General features: G+C 54.8%; 31 protein-coding genes. 10 read left to right on the plus strand and 21 right to left on the minus strand.

Annotated features, from left to right (window positions below):
* From ACT3TJ_RS16600 to ACT3TJ_RS16610, 3 genes are all read right to left on the minus strand, one after another.
* Nucleotides 1-583, minus strand: a 583-nt coding sequence (locus ACT3TJ_RS16600) for a hypothetical protein (protein ID WP_444622682.1), incomplete at its 3' end; no start/stop codon positions are given.
* Nucleotides 584-1,216: 633 nt separating this feature from the next.
* Nucleotides 1,217-1,825, minus strand: coding sequence for a glutathione S-transferase family protein (locus tag ACT3TJ_RS16605; protein ID WP_444622681.1), 609 nt, complete (start codon nucleotides 1,823-1,825; stop codon nucleotides 1,217-1,219).
* Nucleotides 1,826-1,827: 2 nt separating this feature from the next.
* Nucleotides 1,828-3,036 (minus strand): YbfB/YjiJ family MFS transporter, encoded by a 1,209-nt coding sequence (locus tag ACT3TJ_RS16610; RefSeq protein WP_444666044.1) that lies wholly within the window; start codon nucleotides 3,034-3,036, stop codon nucleotides 1,828-1,830.
* A gap of 152 nt (nucleotides 3,037-3,188) precedes the next feature.
* On the opposite strand from ACT3TJ_RS16610, the gene ACT3TJ_RS16615 reads away from it, so the two are divergent.
* Nucleotides 3,189-4,082, plus strand: a complete 894-nt coding sequence (locus tag ACT3TJ_RS16615) for a LysR substrate-binding domain-containing protein (RefSeq protein ID WP_444666046.1) — start codon at nucleotides 3,189-3,191, stop codon at nucleotides 4,080-4,082.
* A 27-nt stretch (nucleotides 4,083-4,109) separates the two neighbouring features.
* On the opposite strand, the gene ACT3TJ_RS16620 is transcribed toward ACT3TJ_RS16615, so the two are convergent.
* Nucleotides 4,110-4,445, minus strand: a complete 336-nt coding sequence (locus ACT3TJ_RS16620) for a zinc ribbon domain-containing protein YjdM (protein ID WP_087111830.1) — start codon at nucleotides 4,443-4,445, stop codon at nucleotides 4,110-4,112.
* Nucleotides 4,446-4,544: 99 nt separating this feature from the next.
* On the opposite strand from ACT3TJ_RS16620, the gene ACT3TJ_RS16625 reads away from it, so the two are divergent.
* Nucleotides 4,545-4,934: an ester cyclase gene (locus ACT3TJ_RS16625; RefSeq protein WP_444666048.1), complete on the plus strand. Its 390-nt coding sequence runs from the start codon at nucleotides 4,545-4,547 to the stop codon at nucleotides 4,932-4,934.
* Here the strand turns inward: ACT3TJ_RS16625 and ACT3TJ_RS16630 are convergent.
* The 3 genes from ACT3TJ_RS16630 to ACT3TJ_RS16640 form a co-directional block, all read right to left on the minus strand.
* Entirely contained in the window at nucleotides 4,922-5,131 is a 210-nt protein-coding gene (locus ACT3TJ_RS16630) for a hypothetical protein (protein ID WP_444666049.1), read from the minus strand. The two genes, ACT3TJ_RS16625 and ACT3TJ_RS16630, sit on opposite strands and share 13 nt — an antisense overlap.
* Nucleotides 5,132-5,163: 32 nt before the next feature.
* On the minus strand, nucleotides 5,164-5,676 hold the full coding sequence (locus ACT3TJ_RS16635) for a GNAT family N-acetyltransferase (protein ID WP_444666051.1): 513 nt from the start codon (nucleotides 5,674-5,676) through the stop codon (nucleotides 5,164-5,166).
* Nucleotides 5,677-5,751: 75 nt separating this feature from the next.
* Entirely contained in the window at nucleotides 5,752-6,327 is a 576-nt protein-coding gene (locus ACT3TJ_RS16640; RefSeq protein ID WP_444666053.1) for a pyridoxamine 5'-phosphate oxidase family protein, read from the minus strand.
* 223 nt (nucleotides 6,328-6,550) lie between these two features.
* Here ACT3TJ_RS16640 and ACT3TJ_RS16645 point away from each other — a divergent pair, with 223 nt between their 5' ends.
* Nucleotides 6,551-7,033: a GlcG/HbpS family heme-binding protein gene (locus ACT3TJ_RS16645; protein ID WP_444666055.1), complete on the plus strand. Its 483-nt coding sequence runs from the start codon at nucleotides 6,551-6,553 to the stop codon at nucleotides 7,031-7,033.
* Between the two features lie 261 nt (nucleotides 7,034-7,294).
* Here ACT3TJ_RS16645 and ACT3TJ_RS16650 read toward each other — a convergent pair whose 3' ends face one another.
* The 4 genes from ACT3TJ_RS16650 to ACT3TJ_RS16665 form a co-directional block, all read right to left on the minus strand.
* Nucleotides 7,295-7,696, minus strand: coding sequence for a nuclear transport factor 2 family protein (locus ACT3TJ_RS16650; protein WP_193053931.1), 402 nt, complete (start codon nucleotides 7,694-7,696; stop codon nucleotides 7,295-7,297).
* Between the two features lie 127 nt (nucleotides 7,697-7,823).
* Nucleotides 7,824-8,519, minus strand: a complete 696-nt coding sequence (locus tag ACT3TJ_RS16655; RefSeq protein ID WP_444666057.1) for a class I SAM-dependent methyltransferase — start codon at nucleotides 8,517-8,519, stop codon at nucleotides 7,824-7,826.
* Between the two features lie 166 nt (nucleotides 8,520-8,685).
* Complete coding sequence (locus ACT3TJ_RS16660; protein ID WP_444666059.1) at nucleotides 8,686-9,117, minus strand: GNAT family N-acetyltransferase; 432 nt, start codon at nucleotides 9,115-9,117, stop codon at nucleotides 8,686-8,688.
* A gap of 328 nt (nucleotides 9,118-9,445) precedes the next feature.
* Complete coding sequence (locus ACT3TJ_RS16665) at nucleotides 9,446-9,910, minus strand: ArsR/SmtB family transcription factor (protein ID WP_444666061.1); 465 nt, start codon at nucleotides 9,908-9,910, stop codon at nucleotides 9,446-9,448.
* A gap of 70 nt (nucleotides 9,911-9,980) precedes the next feature.
* Here ACT3TJ_RS16665 and ACT3TJ_RS16670 point away from each other — a divergent pair, with 70 nt between their 5' ends.
* Nucleotides 9,981-10,322: an NIPSNAP family protein gene (locus tag ACT3TJ_RS16670; RefSeq protein ID WP_444666063.1), complete on the plus strand. Its 342-nt coding sequence runs from the start codon at nucleotides 9,981-9,983 to the stop codon at nucleotides 10,320-10,322.
* On the plus strand, nucleotides 10,319-10,666 hold the full coding sequence (locus ACT3TJ_RS16675; protein ID WP_444666065.1) for an antibiotic biosynthesis monooxygenase family protein: 348 nt from the start codon (nucleotides 10,319-10,321) through the stop codon (nucleotides 10,664-10,666). Before ACT3TJ_RS16670 ends, ACT3TJ_RS16675 begins: the two co-directional genes overlap by 4 nt.
* Before the next feature lie 434 nt (nucleotides 10,667-11,100).
* On the opposite strand, the gene ACT3TJ_RS16680 is transcribed toward ACT3TJ_RS16675, so the two are convergent.
* The 3 genes from ACT3TJ_RS16680 to ACT3TJ_RS16690 all read right to left on the minus strand — a co-directional run bounded on the left by ACT3TJ_RS16680 (nucleotide 11,101) and on the right by ACT3TJ_RS16690 (nucleotide 12,937).
* Complete coding sequence (locus ACT3TJ_RS16680) at nucleotides 11,101-11,289, minus strand: hypothetical protein (protein WP_441679681.1); 189 nt, start codon at nucleotides 11,287-11,289, stop codon at nucleotides 11,101-11,103.
* 183 nt (nucleotides 11,290-11,472) lie between these two features.
* Nucleotides 11,473-11,793 carry a hypothetical protein gene (locus ACT3TJ_RS16685; RefSeq protein ID WP_441679679.1) on the minus strand — a complete coding sequence of 107 codons (321 nt, stop codon included), beginning with the start codon at nucleotides 11,791-11,793 and terminating at the stop codon, nucleotides 11,473-11,475.
* A 181-nt stretch (nucleotides 11,794-11,974) separates the two neighbouring features.
* Nucleotides 11,975-12,937 carry a LysR family transcriptional regulator gene (locus ACT3TJ_RS16690; protein ID WP_441679677.1) on the minus strand — a complete coding sequence of 321 codons (963 nt, stop codon included), beginning with the start codon at nucleotides 12,935-12,937 and terminating at the stop codon, nucleotides 11,975-11,977.
* A gap of 115 nt (nucleotides 12,938-13,052) precedes the next feature.
* Here ACT3TJ_RS16690 and ACT3TJ_RS16695 point away from each other — a divergent pair, with 115 nt between their 5' ends.
* Complete coding sequence (locus ACT3TJ_RS16695) at nucleotides 13,053-13,787, plus strand: SDR family oxidoreductase (protein ID WP_441679675.1); 735 nt, start codon at nucleotides 13,053-13,055, stop codon at nucleotides 13,785-13,787.
* Between the two features lie 49 nt (nucleotides 13,788-13,836).
* On the opposite strand, the gene trpA is transcribed toward ACT3TJ_RS16695, so the two are convergent.
* Nucleotides 13,837-14,676: a tryptophan synthase subunit alpha gene (trpA, locus tag ACT3TJ_RS16700; RefSeq protein ID WP_444629003.1), complete on the minus strand. Its 840-nt coding sequence runs from the start codon at nucleotides 14,674-14,676 to the stop codon at nucleotides 13,837-13,839.
* Nucleotides 14,677-14,732: 56 nt separating this feature from the next.
* Complete coding sequence (gene trpB / locus ACT3TJ_RS16705) at nucleotides 14,733-15,938, minus strand: tryptophan synthase subunit beta (RefSeq protein WP_444629004.1); 1,206 nt, start codon at nucleotides 15,936-15,938, stop codon at nucleotides 14,733-14,735.
* A 105-nt stretch (nucleotides 15,939-16,043) separates the two neighbouring features.
* Between trpB and ACT3TJ_RS16710 the strand changes: the two genes are divergently transcribed.
* Entirely contained in the window at nucleotides 16,044-16,946 is a 903-nt protein-coding gene (locus ACT3TJ_RS16710) for a LysR family transcriptional regulator (protein WP_444629005.1), read from the plus strand.
* Nucleotides 16,947-16,974: 28 nt separating this feature from the next.
* Here ACT3TJ_RS16710 and mmuM read toward each other — a convergent pair whose 3' ends face one another.
* Together mmuM and ACT3TJ_RS16720 are read right to left on the minus strand one after the other, a co-directional pair.
* A complete protein-coding gene (mmuM, locus tag ACT3TJ_RS16715; RefSeq protein ID WP_444666067.1) occupies nucleotides 16,975-17,934 on the minus strand; it encodes a homocysteine S-methyltransferase in 960 nt (319 codons plus the stop codon).
* A complete protein-coding gene (locus tag ACT3TJ_RS16720; RefSeq protein WP_441679665.1) occupies nucleotides 17,931-18,344 on the minus strand; it encodes a hypothetical protein in 414 nt (137 codons plus the stop codon). Before ACT3TJ_RS16720 ends, mmuM begins: the two co-directional genes overlap by 4 nt.
* 39 nt (nucleotides 18,345-18,383) lie before the next feature.
* On the opposite strand from ACT3TJ_RS16720, the gene ACT3TJ_RS16725 reads away from it, so the two are divergent.
* Nucleotides 18,384-18,791: a glycerophosphodiester phosphodiesterase family protein gene (locus tag ACT3TJ_RS16725; protein WP_441679663.1), complete on the plus strand. Its 408-nt coding sequence runs from the start codon at nucleotides 18,384-18,386 to the stop codon at nucleotides 18,789-18,791.
* 52 nt (nucleotides 18,792-18,843) lie between these two features.
* Here ACT3TJ_RS16725 and ACT3TJ_RS16730 read toward each other — a convergent pair whose 3' ends face one another.
* Entirely contained in the window at nucleotides 18,844-19,737 is an 894-nt protein-coding gene (locus ACT3TJ_RS16730) for a dihydrodipicolinate synthase family protein (RefSeq protein WP_441679661.1), read from the minus strand.
* 157 nt (nucleotides 19,738-19,894) lie between these two features.
* The gene (locus tag ACT3TJ_RS16735; RefSeq protein WP_441679659.1) at nucleotides 19,895-20,941 is read right to left on the minus strand and encodes an SDR family oxidoreductase; all 1,047 of its coding nucleotides are present in this window, start codon (nucleotides 20,939-20,941) and stop codon (nucleotides 19,895-19,897) included.
* 226 nt (nucleotides 20,942-21,167) lie between these two features.
* On the opposite strand from ACT3TJ_RS16735, the gene ACT3TJ_RS16740 reads away from it, so the two are divergent.
* Both ACT3TJ_RS16740 and ACT3TJ_RS16745 read left to right on the plus strand, forming a co-directional pair.
* Nucleotides 21,168-22,001, plus strand: a complete 834-nt coding sequence (locus ACT3TJ_RS16740; RefSeq protein WP_441679658.1) for a helix-turn-helix domain-containing protein — start codon at nucleotides 21,168-21,170, stop codon at nucleotides 21,999-22,001.
* A 13-nt stretch (nucleotides 22,002-22,014) separates the two neighbouring features.
* Nucleotides 22,015-22,623: a LysE family translocator gene (locus ACT3TJ_RS16745; protein ID WP_441679657.1), complete on the plus strand. Its 609-nt coding sequence runs from the start codon at nucleotides 22,015-22,017 to the stop codon at nucleotides 22,621-22,623.
* Here the strand turns inward: ACT3TJ_RS16745 and ACT3TJ_RS16750 are convergent.
* A partial coding sequence (locus tag ACT3TJ_RS16750; RefSeq protein ID WP_444666069.1) for a hypothetical protein occupies nucleotides 22,587-22,840 on the minus strand: 254 nt, incomplete at its 5' end. The two genes, ACT3TJ_RS16745 and ACT3TJ_RS16750, sit on opposite strands and share 37 nt — an antisense overlap.

Here is a 22,840-nt window from a genome sequence, read left to right on the forward strand (position 1 = left end):
GAAACAAGCTGTCATTTAGTTTTCCAACATAAGTATACCGATTATTGTCAATAATAACTTGATTAGTTTCGATACTGCTTTTTACAGCGCATGCATCTAAATGCCCCTTTGGTAGTGACATAAAAACAACGAGAACGGCCATCTGAATAATCGAGAATCTAATCTCATGATTATTAATCATTTTTTCGAACACACCTTGATTTGCAACCCAAATTCCAATTATTGGTGAAAAAAGGAATGCCACTGCAAACATTGCAAGCGGCTTATTGGTGTATATGGCAAATAGAACCAAAGCCACTAACGGGAGTATTAATAGCTTCCACCATTTATTTAGGAATCGACCTTCAGGTGTGTATTTTCCTTCACCAACCTTGAAAATATTACCTAAATAGATATGACTTAGAAGGGCTCCTAATGCGATAAATCCGAATGAGGCCAGAATAGAGTTAAGAGCAACAATAGCTACTTCCGAGATTGTTATGTACTCTAGGTAATTGATGCCGAACTCCGTCCAGTAACCCATAAGGTAGAACGTAGAGACAACAATTATATAAGCAGTTAAAATGGATATAGTTGATGCCATAGTCTTCCTAACAGCGTATTAGACAGCACGCTCTATGATTGAATGAACGTGCTGGCACTTTTTTCTGGCAAATGCAGCCTGCCAGATATTCCTAAGCCAATGATTATCAGCACCATTAAATTCCATTAGGGTGTGTAGCCAAAATTCGTGCGCCTGCTGCATTTTTCGGAACTTCCGCTTAGAGTCGAAAGGTGTCATTTATCAATTGACTCATAAGATCCTATCCCGCCCGCCATAGTCTCAACCGGCTGCTCATAACTCCATGTAATACCCTGCGAAAAACATGCTGTATGTCCTTTAAAAGGGCGATCAGTCATGGTTTCTGAAACGCTGAATAAGTCGTCTACCGGCACGTCTTTGCATGAAAAGTAGTGGCGAGGCAGATAGCCGCGTTCGCGGGGGTCAACCGTACGTAGAGCCGGCCAGCAGAATACCGCTAGCCTGCCCTTGTATGAGCTGCTTGGTAGGGTGAACCGTTGGCAAGCATTCTGCATCGTATGTTCCCTGCGGCGTTTTTCGCTCTAATATTCCGAGACTAGCAGTTAACTTAGATTAATCCCACCGCGGCGGGTTAGTTTTTAGTCGGTAGCGTTGGCGTTGCAGTGGCCTTTTCCCTTCGTCGCTGGATCATCGTTAAGATGTGGTCAACGCGGTCGCCTGAAAGCTCGAACGTGTGATCACACCTTGGTGCCACGAAGCAAGCGGTCGATAGGTCTCCCTCCACGCCACCTCCGGTAATCTGAAAGCGAGGTAATCCAACGCGACAGCGGCGGCAATATCACCGAGGCTAAGGGGCGAGGCCGCTGGCGCTTCGCCAAGCTCTCGGTTCAATTGTTCGAGCAGCCGCTGAATGGCCCGCGAACGCCGCTGGCCCAGCTCGCTATTGTCGATCTCATTGCCATTGTGCTTTCTGGCAATCACTGTCGTAAACGCCGCTTCCATGAGGTTTTGCCCCAACCCCGCTAAGTGCATCACCTCCGCTAAGCGAGATAGTGGCAGCATGGGCTTCTCCGGATAAGCGCTATCCAGATAAATAGCGATCAGCATCGATTCGCTGAGCGTAGTGCCTTCCTCGGTGACTAGCGCAGGAATACGCCCGGCGGGGTTGGCCTTTAATAGCGCGGGGTCGTCGGCCCAGGGGTCACACCATTTCAGCGTGACGGCGTCGCTCAGGCCTTTTTCCAGTAGCACGATACGCACCAGGCGCGCGTAGGGCGATGTAGCGTTTAGGTAGAGTTCCATTATTATCTCCTGTTTTGAGCAGTAAGCGCCGCGTTGCGCTGCTGTAAACCACGGCTAAGCAGTACCAGCAAAAAGCCTGCGACGAGCATGAGACCGCTGATGGCGAACAGCGGCGAGTAAGTGCCCCAAACGCCATAGAGTGCCGACATGGCATAGCCAGCCACTGCCTGGGCAGCAGCAAAAGCGGCGGTGGCTTGCCCCCAGATTTTCTTGTGCGCAGTTGGCCCTACCAGCTCAGCAAGGCGGCCCGAGGTGAGTGCGACAATGCCGGGGATCATCGCTCCTACCATAAAAGAGGAAACCGATTGGCTGATCAGTGCTAGCGAGAACACCGGCAGCAGGACAGCGGCAGCCTTCGCTAAAAAAGCAATCGCCAAACCATAATGCCAACCTGCCCGCTGCGCCAGGGCGCCGACCATGAGCGGCCCGCACACGGCACCTAAACCGAAGATCCCCCACTGAAATGAAGCGGCCTGGTTACCTAGCGCGTTTTCCCTGGCGAGATAATCCACCCAGAACACGGTATGAGGCACAAACCCAACCGCATCCAGGGCATACGCACTAATGACCAGCCACACGACGACCTTTACCCCCGAATACTCCCTGGATTTATTGGCCGTTGAGCTGGCCGTGGCAGGTAACGCCAGCCGAGTGATGCCGTGATCGCATAAAAGCCCCGCCATAACGCAGAGCAGCCCCAACGCGCCCCACGTAAACGCGAGACTTAATTCAAGCAGCAACGGCACGATGAAGGCTGAAAGCAGAGCGCCCAGGCCAATCCCCGTAAACACCATGGCACCGACACGGGTTTTCCTTTCAGCGGGCGTGGCCGCCAACGCCAGCGAAGGGCCAACCACCATTAAGATGGCGCCCGCAATGCCCGACACCAGGCGCCAGAAGAAGAACCAGGTGAAACCGCCCTCCCCAGCGCAAAGCACAAAGCTTAAGGCGATGCCGGCGAAGCTTGCCGCCATTACGTGGCGCGTAGAAAAGCGCTCACTCAGGGAGTGGGCAACAAGCGCGCCGATAAAGTAGCCCAGCAGGTTGGCTGCCCCCAGGTAGGCGCCCTGGCTTGCGGTAAACCAGCCTTCCTGAATAATCGCCGGTAATAGCGGCGTGTAGGCAAAGCGAGCAATGCCGATCCCCGCTAGGGTCGCCATTATGCCGGTCATCAGGGCGGGCAAATCGTGGGAAGTAAATGTTCGGCTCATCAGGTTGTGTCCTTGTTGTGCCGCCTTTCGGGCAAGTGGGCAGCGCGGTACTGCACAGCCAGACTACGCGCGAGGAACTATTTCTAGAAACGATTTGTTTTGATAGTTACTATCTTTTTTTGAGATATCGCTGGCTTGGCAGAAAGGTGTGTATGCAGCTTAAATCATTACGACTATTTATGGCGGTGGCCGAGACAGGCAGCTTCGTGGCAGCGGCAAAATGCTTGCACACGGTGCAATCCAACGTGACGACTCACATCAAGAAACTTGAGGAGGAGTTAGGCGTACAGCTGTTTCATCGCGCGGGGCGTGTTCGCCCCACAAGCGCTGGGTTGGCGCTGGTGGAGTACGCTGAGCGCATGTTGACGGCCCACGATGAAGCGGTATCGCTGTTCAAGGGCCAGGAGAAGGCGTGTGGGCGGCTGCGGATAGGCGCTATGGAAACCACGACGGCATTGCGTCTTCCGCCGATACTAGCGGCGTATCACGCAGCGCAGCCTGATGTTGATATCCAGCTCAAGACCGGGCCAACGGCTGAGCTGGTCGAGCTGTTGCTAAACGGGCAGGTGGACTGTGCCTTCGTGGCTGGGCGGCTTGAGCATAGCCGCTACCACGTGCTTAAAGCATTTAGCGAGGAGCTTGTCTTAGTGGGCTCAATGCCCATGACGACGATGCCCTCTTCACAAGCGCTGCTGGCGTCTGCCTTCATGGCGTTTCGCCAAGGGTGTAGCTATCGCCAGCGTATCGAGCTATTGCTGGCTTCCTATGGCGTCAATGCGGGCCGGATATTCGAGTTCGGCTCGCTGGATGCGATGCTGGGCTGCGTCGCTGCCGGGATGGGCTATACGGTATTACCGCGTGGAACAGTTGACGCTCATCAGCACCGGTTCGGGATTCACACACTGGCGCTGCCCGCTTCTATTGCCCATATCGATACCTATTTTGTCGCCCCCGAACCGGAAACCTGGACGCCTGCCCTGGCAAGCTTTTCTGAAACGTTGTGTGACGCGGTGGAAGTGGATGAGCCTCAGCTCACTGCGTCGTGATGTGGATAGAGGAATTCCGGCTCTTATTCAGGCCTTTTTCACAAAATGAGCGGTTACCATCATGTCGCCTGCGCCATCGACCTTGCAGTCCAGTTGGTGATCCTTGCTATCCACGAGCCGCTTGATAACGGCTTTGGTGCCTACCTTGAGTACCAGTGAGCTACCCTTGACCTTGAGGTCTTTGATCATCGTTACCTTGTCGCCTTCCGCTAACAGTGTGCCGTGGGCATCTTTTACCGCCACGGTGCCTTCTGCCTCAGTCTCAGAGGGGCTCCATTCGTGGGCGCACTCGGGGCAGATGAACAGGCTTTGATCCTGATAGACGAATTCAGATTGGCAATGGGGGCAAGGCGGGCACGACATGAACGATGACTTCTGTGGCTTGGTTTAGGCTGCTTATGATACTGAGCCTGTGTACCCTTGGCGAATACCTTCACGCCAGCCCAGGAAAGGAGAATCAGGATGAACAAACGTGACTTGGAAGCGGCATACCATGATTATATCACCTGCCTCAATCATCAGGACTGGACGAGCCTTGGCCAGTTCGTGCATGACAATGTCCACCACAACGGCAGGCGCCTAGGGCTTGATGGTTATCGTGCCATGCTGGAAGCCGATTATGAGCAGATACCGGATCTTCACTTCAACATTGAGCTTTTGGCCGTTGATTCACCCCATGTTGCGTGCAGGCTGCGATTCGATGTAACCCCGAAAGGTAGCTTCCTCGGCCTTGCGGTGGACGGCAAAAAAGTGACGTTTTGCGAGAATGCGTTCTACCTCTTCCGTGATAATAAGATTCAGGAAGTCTGGTCGGTGATCGACAAGACCGCAATAGAAGCTCAGCTGGGTTGAGGCTCCAAATGCCATCCTTGTTCGGTTGCCTGTAGATTGTCTGTCAGGGCGAGGTTTTCCAGAAACGCATCATCATGGGAGACCAACGCTTGTGCCGATAGCAGGCCGAGATGGTAATTCACGGCCACCACAATCACATTCTGCTCAAGCGCTAGCGGGCGCGCATCAAACACAGAGAGATCGCCAGTGCCAAACACGTAAGAGCTGCCGTCATACCCTTTTCGCGCATTTATTGACGCGCCACAAATGATTGATAGGTAACGCCATCAAGCTCCTTCATGCCCTCATCCGACATGCCAATTTTGATAGCGACTTGGATGGACCCCACGTTGTCAGCATCGATATCAGCAACAACACGGCGAAGTGCGAGTGTTTCAAGCGCATGCTTTAGCACCGGCGTGGCCGCCTCGGTTGCAAAGCCTTTTCCCCACGCTTTTCGATTGAACCGCCAACCGATTTCAACTTCAGGCCCGACGCCATCGTAGGGTATTAAAAGAATCCAGCCGAGAAATTGATCAGGACGCTCGCGTAAGAACACGGACCAGTAGCCGAGCCCCTCGCCAAAGTTAGTATCGATCCGCTCACGTACGAAGGCCTCGTGCCGTTTAGGGTTAGACCATGGGCCTTTAACGAACTTCGTCACCTCAGGGTCGCGATCCATTTCCAAACAGGCTGAAAGGTCTGCATCCGTCCGTGGTCGCACTTTAAGACGAGCGGTATCAAAGGTGGGTAAGGTCGTCATTTTCGCTCCGATTGGATTCATTCTTCGGTACCCGAGGGTACCAACCCCGCATTAAAAGCAGCAGATGCGCGGCCATCACGGCACCAGCCACTGCCCCGCCCAACCATCACCACACGAGAATACGGCACGGCGATGGTGATGGTGATGGCCCAAGTGCAGCGCTTCTATCGCTTGAACGTCCATCCACAACACTGCGAAAGCGCTTTCATCCGGCGTTTTGGTGTAATCCAGTGAAGCCGCAATCGGTTCGCCCGGCGCCAGCCCGCTGCTATAGGCGCTACGGGCGTGTTCCGGCAGGCTTTGCCACTGCTCGCTTACGGCTTCGCCGGTCAGAATACTGACGCTGGCTTCTATGCGTATTTGCAGCTGCTCAGCAGCATCCCATACGTGCAGCGCGGCCATAGGGTTAGCGCGAAGAGCGCTTATCTTTTCTGAGTGAATATCGGTGTAGATGGCAAGCGTTGCCGCCTGCTTATCGGCGCTGCGGAGCACTACCGTGCGGGCTTGCGGCATGCCGCTTTCGCTAACGGTGGCCAGGGTGAGGTAACGCGCCGGTGCGTGGCGGTCGCTGACACCTTGGGTCAGGCGCGCCCAAAGGTGGTCATGCAGTAGCGATAGCTCTTCTGCCCAGAAGTGGGGGTTCAACGCCATGGGGCACCTTTAAAAGTAATGGCTGAAAAGGCAGCGTCACTGAATAGCTGCCGGGCTTATAGCATGCGACGAAAATCCTCAGCGTCAGCACGCCCGCTAACGTGTTCGGCCTATATAGGCGCTATTGAGAGCACTACAAAGTAATTTAAACTTTGAATATTTATTAAACATTGCTATAGGTTAAGAGCATCAATATGAATATTAATTTTACCGAGGACGCAAAATGATTCGTAATCTTGCTTTGGCTGCCGTGTTGATGGCTCCTGTTTCCGTTATGGCGCAAGATCTTCCAACAGCGCCTTATTTACCGCTCGACATGAGCCTGGCTGCTGCGCAGACTGCGTTGGATGCCTGCTCTGCCGAAGGCCACAATGTCAGCGTTGCTATCGCTGCTCGTAGCGGTGAAACGAAAGTGCTGTTACGCGCCGACAATGCTGGGCCGCATACCATCAACAGTAGCATAGGCAAGGCCTTCACTTCGGCCAGCATGGGGCGTGACACCGCTGGCCTGGCCGGATTTATCGGTGGCAATCCGGGGAATGATGGGATGCACAACATGGATGCCAGGATGGTGGTTCAGGCAGGTGGTCTGCCGATACGAATCAATGGTGAGCTGGTCGGCGGTATTGGTGTAGGTGGTGCACCATCGGGCGATATCGACGCGTCTTGCGCCCGTGCCGGGCTCGATGAGATCGGTGCCGAGTAATTTGTTTGTGTAATTCGGTGGGATCATCCCCACTTTCAGCGTCTCGCTTTCACGCATCATCCCGCCAAGGCGGTAATGCCAGTCCGTTAAGCCTGACTGGCATTTTCCTATCCGGATATTTTTGCAGTCATGCACTAACACCCCGTCGGTATAGCCTTACTTGTCTATCTGATAATTAAATGAGCAGTTGCTTTAAAACAAGGCACACCCTATCGCTCCATGCCACCCGCATTATGATGTGCCCAGCTCCACACACGCTGATTAAGACTGCCGGTTAAGCTCAGGCGTTAATATCCACTCTGCACTGTCGTTCCATACATCCATGCGCGTGATTTTGCCCTCACGCACTTCATACCGGTCCAAATAGCGGTTGCCTGCAAAAGGACGTCCATCTGGCCATTCTCCGTATAACGTACCGTTGGAGTAGACAACGATGTGGTCCTCGTGAACCGTCCAATCAAACTGCCCTAGCGCTTTTTTAACCCACGCATAACGCCCAGCATTAAAGTGGGTAATGGCGTGCGGGGTTTCCATGGCGCGGCCACCGGTGAAGGTGATAACGACATCGGGGGCCATATAGGTGGCCGCAAGCTCTGGGTCGGGTGCCATAGAGGCTTCCAGGAAGTTGCTGACAATGTTTACAGCGTTCTGTGCATCAGACATAAATGTGTTCCTATAGACGTTGAATATCATTGTAAAAAGCTGCGTCTATATAGTGCGACGCCTTCTATAGAAAGCATATTTCAGTGCAATACTGAAAATATTTTTGTTATTAGCGGACTGAGCGCGCCTATTCCCGCTTCGTAAACCAAGCGTGAATTAACCCAGCCTGAAAGAATGGCACTGGGCGTGTAAAACCGCCTGACTGAATAATCGAGGCAACGGTGTCAGGTGGGAGAATCGCTACGTCTTTTTCATAGGCAGCTTTGATTTTAATGATGGTTTCCGCTGGAACACCGTTTCCTGACATAACCGTCATCCACACCTTCAGTATGGCGTCAAAGCCCCCCACCTCTTTATCAAACGCCAGGTCAGCATTTGCCAAAACGCCGCCAGGCTTGAGCCTGTTAGCAATCTGCTGAAAGAATGCAGCGCGGGCGGCTTCATCCACCATAAACTGGGAGACTAAAAAGCAGGTAGCGCCATCATGGGTAGTGTCATCGGGAAGTGACTCTACGTACCCTTCATGGAAGGTACAGCGCAATGCGATATTCTCTTTATTGGCAGCTTCGCGGCACGCATCTAACATAGCGCCCGAAGGGTCTACAGCGGTGAAGTGCCAGCCAGGAAACTTCTTGGCTAGATAGACCAGCTCTCTGCCTGTTCCCACGCCTACGCAAAGGATGCTGGCATTCTCAGGTAAGTCTGCAAAAACGGACTCCAGCAGGGAATAGAGCCCGTTGGTAATGGGGGATAGTTTTGCCCACTGCTGATCATAGTTTGATGCTTGTTGATCAAATAAAGCTTTTAACTCGTCATTGTTCACGGTGCATCCTTTATCGTGATGACTTGGAACATCAAGCTTATGCCATCCGTATGATGTTTGCGCTCATTGTTCTTGTGGCTTAGCGACGATAGCGCGCCATCTCTGAATGGTTGCAGAAAACTTGGCTCCCCATACTCGGCCAAGCCAAGCCAAGGCACTCAGAGTTCTAGGCGTTCGGCCCGCCGCCGTTAATAAACGAGTAGAGCGCGATATCACTCCGAAACTCCCAGCCCAGGTTGCTCCAGAAGCGTTTACCGGCTTCGTTTTCTACCAGAATCATCAAGTGGGATTTTTGGATGTCTTCATTTTTAAGCGCTTCCAGGCAGAGCGCCACCAGCTGTGAGCCGACCCCCATGTTGCGGTGTGAAGCCGCGACCGCCAAATGCTGAATAAAGCCTCGATGGCTGTCATGGCCGCTCATAATCGTGCCCACTACGTTTCCCTCTGCTTCCGCCACAAAGCTTAAACCGGGGTTACGCTGCAAATAGCGGGCAACGCCTTCGCGGGAATCCGCATCGCGCAGCCGCACGCCTTCCGTGCTCAGCCATAGCGCCACGGCGGCGTCGTAATCTTCAATCGTCATGGGGCGGTAGTGCATTAGGCGAGGCCTCAAAAGTAGAGTTGGACTATGTATGTTGTATCGTTTGAATGTTTTCGATGTCCACAGGCCGCTGAGAGGAAAATGTCTGGCCGGAAACTGTTAACGTACTTTGAGGTGTGAGCATTGCCCACAGCGCTTTCTCGCCTGAAGCGCTGAACGCAATCACTCGGGAATCCTTCTCTTGCTTCGCCCACCCCAGTTCCTGAATACGGGTAAGCAGCGCACTGCCAAGCGCGCCTGCCAGGTGATGCCTGCGCTCGCTCCAGTCGAGGCATGTTCTACACAATGGGCGTTTTGAAGACGCCAGTGCATCGGTATCAATACCCTATCGAAGCAACCATGCTCGACCATGCTCAGTGAGGTCTAGCCCTCCTGAGTGCTGCTGAAAGATGCCGTTTTGAAGCATCTGTTCATATACACATACGCCTAATTCCCCGGCCAAGTGGTCATAACAAATACGTGCCTTACGAAGTGCGGGATCGCGGGGGCCGGTAAAGCGGGAACCATCTTCATTTTTAAATGCGAGACCCATCAGCGATTCAAGCAGGCTAGCCACTTCTGGCCCGGCCAGCATGAAATAGCGATGGCGGCCCTGCTTTTCGACCGTAATCAGCGCAGCCTCCAGCAGCTTGCCAAGATGAAAACTGATGGTTTGCTTGGTTACCCCGGCCGTATCTGCCAGTTCAGTGGCAGTGTACGCACGGCCTGACATCAGGGCGGAGAGAACCTCTGCTCTGGCGTTATCTCCGATAAGCGCTGCGACGCGCACGATGTTGGGGCCTTCACTCATGATTCGATTCTAGTCGAACCATAAGAGGCCGACAACGCGGTATTGTCCTTTCAAACCAGAGGAGATCCCCATGACGATTACCTGTGTGATTCGCTACGAGATTGATCCCTTCCAACGTAGTGCCTTCAAGGAGTACGCCGAAAACTGGGGCCAGATTATTCCCCGCTGCGGCGGCCACCTCATCGGCTATTTTCTTCCCCATGAAGGGTCGAATAACGTGGCCTGGGGCCTTGTCGCTTTCGATAGCCTGGCCGCCTATGAAGCCTACCGCTTACGGCTACATTCTGACGAAGGCGGGCAAGCGAACTTTGCCATGGCGCAGCGCTTTATCCTCAAGGAGGAACGCAGCTTCGTTGAAGCAGTAGATGGCACGCTGGGTATTGCACCGACAGATGCATGGAGTGCTTTATGATTGCCGTGATATTCGAAGCGCTACCCCATAAGGACCGCAAAGATGACTACCTGGATGCCGCCAGCACGCTGGCCCCGCACCTAAAAGATATCGACGGTTATATTTCGATAGAGCGCTTTGAGAGCCTTACCCACCCAGGCAAAATCCTGTCGCTCTCCTTCTGGCGGGACGAAGAAGCCGTCAAGCAGTGGCGGACGTTCGAACCTCACCGCTCCATTCAGAAAGCAGGCCGACAGGAAATCTTTGCCGACTATCGGCTTCGTGTTGCGGCCATCATCCGGGATTACGGTTTGAATGACCGGCATGAAGCACCGGAGGACTCACTTGAGGTGCACCAGCGCTAATAATGTATCGCTTGTAGCGGCGCTCACTAGCTAACTCTGTACGTTCCACCCGCCGCTTTTACCACAGGCTTGCCAACCGCTGATGATGGATATGTGGTTTGAAAGCAGCACCGGGGTTTGATGGCGTTTTGCGGCGGCGTAACCTTCAATCACCATGGTTACGGTAGGGCATGGGTAAACGTGTTCAGCGGTCGGTTATCGATATTGTCATCGATCAAACGTGACTATCGACCAGGGGTAGGCTGCCCTGCATGGCGCACCATGCATTAATCGATTGGGCATACCCTGCAGGTAAGTTATGGGGCAAGTCATCAATAGGAAACGTATCAATTCGGGAATGTTCGTGACTCACCTTTGGGTTGAAGTCGCTCACAAGACGGCAGCCGTAGGTGACGATGAATACATGCTTTTGGGGAATGACCTCAAACAGGTAACTATCGATAATTTCCTGACCAACGACCTTTACGTCCAGCTCTTCCTCGAACTCTCTCTAGGCATTCTGACGATACTTCACCTATCTCGATACGCCCGCCGGGCAGCTCCCACTCATCGCGGTCGTTGAGCGCCAGTACGACCTTGTTGGCGGGCAGGAGTAATACCCCTTTTATAGATACCGGATACATGGTTTCCCTTATCTTTCACAAGTGAATAGCCAAGAGCATATGTCGCTACGCGTCCCAATGCGTTTACAACGTGCTATTCAAACAGGATATGCCAATCCGCCTATACCGGTCCGCTTTGAAAGGCTGGATCGTAACGAAAGTGCTTAGACGGATGCCCTCTCGCCTTGTCACGTTGAAGCGTTACTACATCCCCAAACCAATGCCCAACCGCAGCGCTTGCAGGCCATCAAGCCTGACGCTTACCTCATCGGAAAACACGGGGTGGCCTTCTACGGCTAGGTCCAGCTCCGCTTGGGCGCCACGATAAGTAATGCTTACCGTAAGATTTGCAGAGCTGCTAACGGGCGCCAGCACACCGTACTCAACGTTATCGACGCTGACCGCAGAAAGGCCACGGTTATCCAGCTGTTGCTGGACTTCCTGTTTAACGGCATGGCCGTAATAGAAGTACACCCCGGCATAGCCCAGCGCCAGCACTACTATCAGTGTAAGGAGTTTTCGCATTATGGCCTCTTAGTTAAAGAATTGGGTAGTTGCCACCATGGCAATGCCATCACCTTCCATCCGCATGGTGTGATAGCTCGTGTACTCGGGGATTATCAAACGACCTGATATAAGAAGCAGAAACAATTAGGCAAACGCTTATCCCAACAGGTACAACCATAGATTCAGGCAGCCCCATAGTTTATAGATTATCCAGCGACACCGTCACCGCTTTATCCTTTTCACCTCGGCGCTCTTCCACAAGTTTGGCAAGCTCATCACCTTCATCAAACACGCTAACCACCCAGTCGATAAATACTCGCACGCGGGAGGATAACTGACGGTTGCTTGGGTACAGAATGGAAACGGGTGATCCTGTGGGCGGGTTGGCGGGCAGGACTTCGATCAACTGGCCAGTTCGTAGATCATCTTCTGCATGGTAACGGGGCACCTGAATGATGCCGAGCCCTAGTCGTGCGGCCGCGTAATAGCTTTCTGCTGCACTTGTGGTCACGCTGGCGGGCAACGTTACATATTCAACTTTTCCGCCATTAGTGAACTCAAGAGGCAGCGTCTGGCCTGCACGGCTGGAGTGAAAGCCCACCATCGTGTGCCCGCCAAGCTCGGCCACGGAATGCGGCGTTCCGTACTTGGCCAGGTATTCGGGCGAGGCGACCGTGACTTCATCAAGTGTAGTGATTCGCCGGGAGTGCATATCGCTGTCCTGGGGCATACCGACGCGCAATGCGCAGTCGATGCCCTCGCCTACTAGATCGACCAGACGATCACCCTCGCTCATGTGAAGCTCCAAACCTGGGTAGGTGTTAAGAAACGCGGGTAGCTTCGGCAATATAAAATGGCGGGCTAGCGTGCCGTGAACGTCTATCCGCAGCACGCCTTTGGGCTTGGCATTCATTAGCGCGCCTTCCGCGTCCTCAACCTGGGCCAAAATACTCAAACAGCGGTGATAGTAAGCGTCGCCATCCCGCGTTGGGTGCACCGAGCGCGTGGTACGTTGCAACAGCCTTACGCCAAGGCGTGCCTCCAATGTTTTGATGGCCTCGGTCAGCGTTGAGCGGGAAATACTCAGGTCTTGCGCGGCGTGAGTAAAGCTTCGCCTTTCGACGATACGCGTAAACGCGTGCATCGTATCAAGTCGGTCCATTGTTCACGCTTTCCGAATAGTGATGACAGGTTAAGCCTGATTATAGAGCACGCTTTGTCTTTTATGCTGCATACGTCAGGTATTCACCGACTCCCTACGCAGAAGGAGAAAAACGATGGCAGAACAGAAAATTGCGCTTGTAACGGGTGGTTCCCGGGGGATTGGGGCGGCTATTTCCAAACAGCTGGCGCGCGATGGCTTTACGGTGGTCGTCAACTACGCAGGCAATGCAGAAGCCGCTGACCACGTGGTTCAAGAGATTGAGTCGGCGGGTGGTAAAGCGCAGGCTATTCAAGCTGATATAGCCGATGCCCAAGCGGTGCGTCAGCTTTTTGACACTCTTGAAACGCAGTGGGGGCACATTGATGTGCTGGTCAATAACGCAGGCATCATGAAACTTGCCCCGCTTGCGCAGATGGAGGAGAACGCGGTGGATGCTCAGATTGATATCAATCTAAAAGGCTCGATCAATACCATGCGCGAAGCGGCCAACCGCCTGAGCGACGGTGGCCGGATCATCAACCTATCGACCAGCGTTGTCGGGTTGAAACTTGAAACCTATTCGGTCTACGCCGCCACCAAAGCCGCCATTGAGACCTTAACCGCGATTCTTGCCAAAGAGCTGCGTGGCCGCTCGATCACCGTCAATGCCGTGGCACCAGGCCCTACCGCGACAGATCTGTTTCTTGAGGGTAAATCTGACGAACTGGTCGAGCGGATGGCCAAGATGCCGCCACTGGAGCGACTTGGCCAACCGGACGATATCGCAAGCGTCGTGGCTTTTCTCGCCTCGCCTGAAGGCGGCTGGATTAACGGCCAAACCCTGCGTGCCAATGGCGGCATCGTTTAACCGTTTCTTAATGACCTGGTTTAAACAACCTGGTTTTAATTAGCTTGTTTTAACTGACTTGCGGCTCGCCCAGCTCGCGGCACTCCCTAACGCTTTCAGCCAGTGCGCGGGCAAGATCATGCACTCCTTTAACGGCTTTATCAGGCGTTGCGGCGTGCTCGATACAATCTACCAACGCGGAGCCAACCACTACCGCATCGCTGAATCGGCCAATAATCGCGGCCTGTTCCGGGGTGCGAATACCAAAGCCAACGGCGATGGGAAGCTGGGTGTGTTCGCGTAGCTGGCTGACTGAGCGCTCAAGTTTTTCGGGCGTGGGTGCGCTGCCGCCAGTAACGCCTGCCACCGAAACGTAGTAGATAAACCCGGAGGCGTTGCCCAGCACTTTGGGCAGGCGCTTGGTGTCCGTGGTGGGCGTGGCCAGGCGGATAAAGTCGATGCCATGCTGGGCGGCGGGCTGGCAAAGCTCGTCGTCGTGCTCCGGGGGCAGGTCGACCACAATCAGGCCATCCACGCCGGCGCTAGCGGCATCGGTTAAGAAGCGCTCTACGCCATAGCGGTAAATAGGGTTGTAGTAGCCCATTAGCACGATGGGCGTAGTGGTATCTTTTTCGCGAAAGATACGCACCATTTCCAGCGTTTTAGCTTGGGTCTGGCCTTCTTTTAGGGCGCGCAGCGCGGCTTTTTGGATCGCGGGGCCATCGGCCATGGGGTCACTGAACGGCATGCCCAGCTCAATCACGTCCACACCAGCAGCGGGCAGGCCCTCAAGAATGCGTTGCGATGTCGCCATATCTGGGTCGCCTGCGGTGAGATAACTCACCAGCGCCGGGCGGTTTTCGGTTTTGAGCGCGGAAAAGCGTGCTGCAAGACGCGAGTTGGGATTCATGGCAGTCTCCTTATGTGCGCTCTGGTGAATAGATTCGCTCTTTTGAACAGATGCGCTCATTTGAATTTTTCTCCCAGGTAGTGGGCTACGCTCATCATATCTTTGTCACCGCGCCCGCTCAGGTTAACCACCATCAAGTGATCGCTGGGTAGATTCGGTGCCCGCTTGGCGACTTCGGCCAACGCGTGGGCCGTTTCAAGGGCAGGGATGATCCCTTCCAGGCGGCAGCACGTCTGAAAGGCTTCAAGCGCTTCATCGTCGGTGGCCGATACATATTCAACGCGCCCCTGCTCGTGCAACCAGGCGTGTTCCGGGCCGATGCCGGGGTAATCCAGGCCCGCCGAAATCGAATGGGCATCAATAATCTGGCCGTCCTCATCCTGCAACAGATAGGTGCGGTTGCCGTGAAGTACGCCCGGCGCGCCGCCGTTTAGACTGGCCGCATGTTGGCCGCTTTCAACGCCCTTGCCGCCCGCTTCAACGCCAATCATTTCGACCGAGGCATCGTTCAAAAACGGATGGAACAGCCCCATGGCGTTGGAGCCGCCGCCAATACAGGCCACCAGCGAATCGGGCAGGCGTCCCTCTTTTTCCTGCATTTGCGCGCGGGTTTCGTGACCAATCACCGCCTGGAAGTCACGTACCATGGCGGGATACGGGTGCGGCCCGGCCACAGTGCCGATGATGTAGAAGGTGTCATCCACGTTGGTGACCCAATCGCGCAGCGCTTCGTTCATGGCATCTTTCAGCGTACCGGTGCCGGAAGTGACCGGGATCACTTCAGCGCCCAGCAACTTCATGCGAAATACGTTGGGCTGCTGGCGATCGATATCCGTTGAGCCCATGTAGATCACACAGGACAAACCAAACCGCGCCGCCACCGTGGCCGTAGCCACGCCGTGCATACCGGCTCCGGTCTCAGCGATGATGCGCTTTTTGCCCATGCGTTTGGCCAGCAACACTTGGCCGATGCAGTTATTAATCTTGTGCGCGCCGGTATGGTTAAGCTCTTCACGCTTGAGATAGATCTTCGCGCCGCCAAAGTGTTTGGTCAGCCGCTCGGCAAAGTAGAGCGGGTTGGGGCGCCCTACGTAGTCGCTCTGAAAGTAGGCGAGCTGGCGCTGGAATTCGGGGTCGTCTTTGGCAGCGTCGTATTCGGCTTGCAGCTCAAGAATCAGCGGCATTAGCGTTTCGGCAACAAAACGGCCGCCGAATTGGCCAAACAGGCCGTTAATATCAGGCTGGAGCGCAGGTTGGTTCATGATGACCTCTCAAAGCGGAGTAGCAGTTGCATTGAAAGTAGCGCAAGCAGGCGGAGATAAAAATCGATAAGATGTCATCAATATGTGAGCTGGAGTCAACCGTTGATGCAACAAAGCATGCCCCCTTTAAGTGCCCTGCGCGCCTTTGAAGCCACCGCCCGGCTAGGCAGCGTGACGGCCGCAGCCGATGAGCTAAGCGTGACCCACGGTGCCGTTAGTCGCCAGCTGCGCAGTCTGGATGAACATTTTGGTGTGGCGCTTTTTGCCAAAGCGGGCCGTGGCATTGAGCTGACTCACCACGGCGAGCGGCTTTATCACGGCATTGGCGAAGCGTTTACCCGCCTGCGTGATAGTTGCGCGGATCTCAAGCGTGATGTGGAAGAAGCGCCCTTCACGCTGGCCTGCCCCGGCAGCCTGCTGGCGCGCTGGTTGATTCCCAGGCTGGGCCGTCTGCAGCGCGACCTGCCCCAGCTCAAATTGCAGGTCGTAGTGAGCGAAAGTGAACTGCCCGCCAAGCAGGAAAATATCAGCGCTACCCTGGCCTTTTCCGAGCCGCCCTGGCCTGCGGAGGTAGACGTCGTCGAGCTAATGGCCGAGCAGATTTGCGCGGTGGCAAGCCCTCACTTGGAAGCAAAGCTCGACCCAGCGCAGCCGGATACGCTCTTTTCCAGCAAGCTTTTACACACCGCTTCTCGCCCCCAGGCATGGCCACAATGGGGCCGCGCCCAAGGGCTTGAACTGACGACTCTTGAAGAGGCTTTGGGTAAAGGCCAGGGGTTCGATCATCTCTACTATTTAATCGAAGCCGCCGTGGCAGGCTTAGGCGTGGCGATTGCGCCAAGGCTATTGGTAGAAGATGACCTGAAAAATGGACGGCTCACCGCACCCTGGGGATTTATCGAAACCCCCGCCAAGCTCTGCCTCTGGCTACCCCGCCACCACAACCGCCAACGTAGTGAGCAGTTGGCCGAATGGCTTAAGCGAGAGCTAGGCGCTTCACACTTTTAACGCGGGAAAAGCCCAACCCCCTAGCCAACTAAAGCGACTGCCGCCACTGGGCCAGTGCCCGAATATCATCAGGTGTTGTACGGCAGCAGCCACCGATACCCGCAGCCCCTGCTGCCAACCACTGCTCTACCCCTTGGGCCAAGCCAGAAGGCCCCGTGGCGGTGTGATCACACGGTGCCGGGTGCCAGGTTTTGGTCTCCGCGTTATACAGCTCGCCCGAGTTGGGGTACACCAGCACAGGCAGGTCACACTGGCGTTTGATCGCCGCGACCAATGACTCGATATGCGCAAGCGCGGTGCAGTTTATGCCAATCGCTGCCACGCCCGGGCAGTTAGCCAGTGCTGTGGCACACGCCTCAATCGGCGTTCCATCGCTGATATGTTCACCATCCTTGGCCGAGAAGGTAACCCAGGCTTGGGCGCCGGGGTGTTCAGCCAACAGATCAGTGATTGCCAGCGCCTCCTCTAGCGAGGGCAAGGTTTCTGCTGCCAGCAGATCAGCGCCCGAGGCCAGCAGCAGCTCAAACCGCTCGCGATGAAACTCAACCAGCCCGGCACGATCCAGATCATAGCCGCCGCGGTACTCGCTGCCATCTGCTAGATAAGCGCCATAGGGGCCAACGGACGCGGCCACCAGCGGCTTGGGGCGGTCGGTTTGCCCCGGCTGCCACACCGCATCGCGAGCCTGCTGCGCCAACGTGACTGACCGCTGAATCAGCTCCCGCGCCTGCTGGGCGGTCATTCCCGCCTGCATAAAACCAGGCACCGTGGCCTGGTAGCTGGCGGTAATGGCGCAGTCGGCACCGGCTTCGAAATACGCCTGATGCACCTGGCGAATCTTCTCCGGCGCTTGGGCCAGCAGGCGCGCCGACCACAGGCTATCGTTGAGATCGCAGCCCAACGCTTCCAGCTCAGTAGCAAGTGCCCCGTCAATCACCATAAAGGGTGCGTCCGCCAGCAGGGCCTTGATCGGATTTGTTTCACTCATACTCTTTTCTCCTCAGCGGCGGTATCCAGGTGAACAGGGGATTGAACGGCCTTACGATGGTGCAGAAAATGCGCCAGGTAACACAGGCCAATGAACGGCACCCCGAAGTAGAGCGCCACGCGCTGCTGCGGATCAAACGCAATGCCGATGCACGCCGCCAGACAAGCCGCAAACGCGATCAGCGGTACCCAAGGGTAGAACGGCGTGCGGTAGACCAGGTCTTCAAGCCGCCCGCCTTCGCGCAGATAGTGGCGGCGGAAGTTGAGCTGACTGAGCGCAATCGCCATCCACACCACTACCACGGCCAAGCCAGAAATCGAGACCAGTACCAGGTAGACCGTTTCCGGTGCGTAGACGCTTGAAAACAGCGCGCCGAAGCCACCGATCATGCTGAGCAGCAGTGCATTCATCGGGATGCCGCGCTTGTTAAGCGCCTGGAAGCGTTTGATATGATCAACACCGGACGCGTGTTGATCCAGTCGTTTGAGCAGGAGAGCCTGCTCAAGATTCACGAACTGAACGACGATATCCCACTGATTCAGTTGGTATGGTACTCCCCCAGCACAGAGGACAGTGAACGTCTGGTGGAGTGGAGAGGTACCACGCCTGGAGCGCAGGACATCACCGACGAGCACTTTCAAACCGTGGCCGATTACGCAGTAGGCTTAGGGTCGAATTACCGTTATGAAGGCGAGCAGGTGATCGACGAAGCGTTCATTCGCCAGGCTCAAGATAACGGCTTGGCGGTACACATCTACACAGTGAACGATACCGATCATATGCAGAAGCTCATCGACTGGGGCGTGAACGGCTTGTTTACCGACTACCCGGATCGGCTGATTGAGCTTATCGAGTAATGTACTCAATACACATTTGCCCAGCGTTTACCGGGCGTTTTGATGCTTTCGCCTAACGTAGATCGAGCTCTTCAATCACCTGCTCGACTCTTGCGCGCTGGCTGCCCTGGAACGTGTTTAGCGGCAGCGGCAAGCAAGGCGTGCTGACCTTGCCAAGGATCTCGGCGGCGGTGGCGATAACCCGTAAGCTTCCTCCGTATTCACGGTACAGCGCCCAGAAAGGTTCTAGCTGATCAGAAAGGCGCTGCGCTGTTTTAAAATCATCCGCCTGGGCGGCTCGCGTTATCGCCAGCGCCGTTTCAGGAAATAACCCGCCCAGCACGGAATACCAACTATCGCACCCCACGATCAGGCCAGTGGCCGCGACGACGTCGCCACTTATCCCCAAAGTGACATCCTCCGGAATCAAAGCACGCAGGCGATCAACCCGCTCACGAGCAGCGTTGAGATTCATGCTGACCGGTGGAATCTTGATCGAGCGGACCTGAGGCAACTGGGCAATACGTCCATGCAGCTCATCGCTGAACGTAAAGTGCGTTGTGCCCGGATTATCGTAAACACACAGCGGTACGCTTAATGAACGGCAGACCGCTTCATAGTGGCTAAACACTTCGTCATTGGTCAGCGTTTGATAAGAAACCGGCGCCAGCAATACGCCGCTAGCGCCCACTTTCTGAGCATCTTCGGCAAGCACCAACACGTCCCGTGTGCGCAATGCGCCAATACCGATAATCACCGGTACATCGCCTGCGCTTTCTACCGCCAGTTGAGTAATGCGCGCCCGCTCCTCTCGGCTGAGATACGCATAGCTTCCGGTTGACCCCAGCACGCCGATAGAGTCCACCCGCGCCTCGGCCAAACGTTCCACTAAACGGGAAAACTCGTTTTCACGAATCCCCTGCTCGTGCATGGGCGTTAATGGAAATGCACTCAAGCCGGTAAACATGGGAAGCTATCCTTTTAACGAAGGCTTAGTAGATAAGTCTGAAATTACCAGACAACACGGCATGAGGGTAGCGGGACGAGAATGAGCAGGCGGGAGGATTGAAAGAAGCCCGGCCCAGCGTTATACATGCCGCTGGGCCGGGAATGATTAAACCTGATCAAGGATGACCATTGCCACCGCCAGCGCCATAAATGTTGCCGGTGGTGAAGCTGGATTCTTGCGAGGCCAAGAGCACGTAGGCACCGGCAAGCTCTACCGGCTGGCCTGGGCGACCCAGTGGCCCGTCGTCACCAAAGCTTTGTACGGCCTCTTGCGGTTGACCACCGCTGGGCTGAAGTGGTGTCCAAAACGGGCCGGGGGCAACGCCATTAACACGAATGCCCTGCTCGGCAAGTTGCTTGGCCAGCGCCTTGGTAAATGCCACGATTGCCGCTTTGGTCATTGAGTAATCCAACAGGATTTTAGGCGGATCGTAAGCCACCACCGAGGTGGTATTGATAATCGACGCCCCCGCTTCCAGATGCGGCATCGCCGCCTGGGTAATCCAATACATAGCGTACAGGTTGGTTTTCATAGTGGCGTCAAAATCGTCGTGGCTAAGGTCGGTAAGCGACGGCTTCCACTGCTGACGGGCGGCGTTATTGACCAGGATATCCAACCCACCCAACTGCTGCACGGCCGTTTCGACCAGTTCACTGCAAAACGCTTCATTACGAATATCGCCAGGAATCGCTACAGCGGTGCGTCCTTCGGCTTCGATTAACTCAATCACTTCCCGCGCATCGGACTCTTCTTCAGGCAGATAGTTGATCGCTACATCAGCACCCTCACGAGCATAGGCAATGGCGGCTGCCCGACCAATACCGGAGTCGCCACCAGTAATCAGGGCTTTTCGGCCTTGCAAACGGCCGCTACCTCGGTAGCTCTCTTCACCGTGGTCAGGCCGAGGGTCCATCTTGCTGGCAAGCCCCGGCCACTCCTGCGGCTGTTCAGAAAACGGCGGTGCGGGATATTGGCTGGTCGGGTCCTGTTTGTGTGGCATGGAGCCTCCTTTAGCGCTTGCACCCGACGCGCCATTACTGGCGGCAGGCTGGGAAGTGGATGGTTGAGCAAACGCGGGGGCGGCAATAGCAGCCGCCATGCCGGTCGCTAACCCACCGACAACCTGACGGCGTGAAGGATCAAACGCGTTGATTGGTTTCACCGTAACCTCCCTGTCTTGAGCAGTGCTGGATTTAACGTTTACCGACCAAGCGTAGCACCCACTGCTCAAGTCAAAACAAAGGCTCTGCTGACTTTATTATTAATTAACAAGATTCAACCGTTCAAAAGGAGTAACCGACACTTATAAAGCGCAATTTTGTACAAGCTGCGCTAACACGTGAGCGTTAAACTAGCGCAATGACATTTGGATAGACGGAGGCTTAGCAATGGGAAAATCGGCAAGCCGCTTTCAGTTCACTAAAAGCCAGCACATCCCCACGCTGAAAACGCTACAGGCAGCGATGTTCGATTTTCGCTATGACCCGCATGCGCATGAGGAGTACGCCTTTGGGGTGACGCTGTCAGGTCGTCAGGACTTTTTCAGCGGTGGGCAATATCACCGTAGCCCACCGGGTAATGTAATTATCTTTAACCCAGATGACGTTCACGACGGCCAACCAGGCGGCGACCGCACGCTCGACTACGTCATGCTGTACGTTCACCCCACTCAAGTTAAGGCCCTATTTGACGACGCCCTAGGGCAGGAAACAGCATCCCACTTTCGATTCGACAGTACGCTGGTGCAAGACATGGCACTACGCGAGCGGATAACCAACGTTGCCCGATTGATTACCACATCAACCGGCAGCCAGATCGACCAGGAAAACGCGCTCTATCACGTTGTTGAACGAATCACCCAACTAGGCGGTGCTTATCAGCCTGGGCATACCTCTAGCAGGCCCGATGCACTTCTCGGATTGGCCAAAGAGTATATCCACGCGCACCTGGACACCGACCTCTCGCTTGAAGCGATTAGCCAAGCGGCGCACCTTTCCAAGTTTCATTTCTTGCGGCTGTTTCGTCAGCAGTTGGGCATCACGCCCTATCAGTACGTCATCAACTGCCGGGTTAATGCGGCGTGCAGCGCACTTGAAAAAGGCGCACCGCTTAGCGAGGTGACGTTTCGCTACGGCTTTACCGACCTTAGCCATTTTAACCGTCGCTTTAAGCGTATTTATGGCCTTACTCCCCACCAATACCAGCACCACCTTAACGACTAACCAGAGAGCTTTTATGTTAGCTATTATCGCTTATGCCGTGGGCATCATGTATTCGCCTGGGCCTGTGAACCTGATGGGGTTAAATACAGGCGTTAATGGGCAGGCAAAAACGTCGCTGGGTTTCTGCCTGGGCGTGGGCACGGCGATGCTATTACTGTTTTTACTCTTCGGCTGGGCGGGTGCTGCGTGGATTGATGGGCGCCTACTCATCGCGGTTAGCGTTTTCGGCTGTGGTTATATTATTTACCTTGCCATACACATTGCGAGAGCGCGCATTGACGTTAATGCCGTATCCAGCTCGCCACTCACCCTTCGCTATCGTGACGGCCTCATTCTGCAATTGCTGAACCCCAAAGGAATTGTGGCGACACTCCCCATCGCCACACTGCAGTTTCCCGCGGCGGGTATTCAAGGGCCTGGCCTGGTGATTTGGTCGATGGGATTAGCGCTACTGGCCGCAGGCGCCCCCGGAAGCTACATGTGGATAGGCAGCCTGGTCGGTAACCGAATTGACAACCCCGCCTTCTTTAAACGCTTTAATCAGATAATGGCGGTGCTGTTGATGGGCGTCGCGCTATCTATCACTTATGAGCATGTTTGGGTGACTTTAGTATCTGCGTAGTAGGGTGGCAAAGCATCTAACCGTACTTTTTTGGGCCTGTAGGTTTCAGAGGGCTGTTCTACGCTGTAAGCAGAAAGAGCCACGTTGGCTTTTTCAAAGCGAAGTTTCAGAATACAAAGGAGTACGTCATGAACCATGGACAGGATAAACAGCGTAACAAGAGTGAAGAAGCTCAAAAAGCCAAAGAAGTCGTCAACAAAGATACTCCTCGTGGCGG

Origin of the sequence: Halomonas sp. AOP30-A1-24 (assembly GCF_052378165.1) — a bacterium.
Classification (GTDB): domain Bacteria; phylum Pseudomonadota; class Gammaproteobacteria; order Pseudomonadales; family Halomonadaceae; genus Vreelandella; species Vreelandella citrativorans.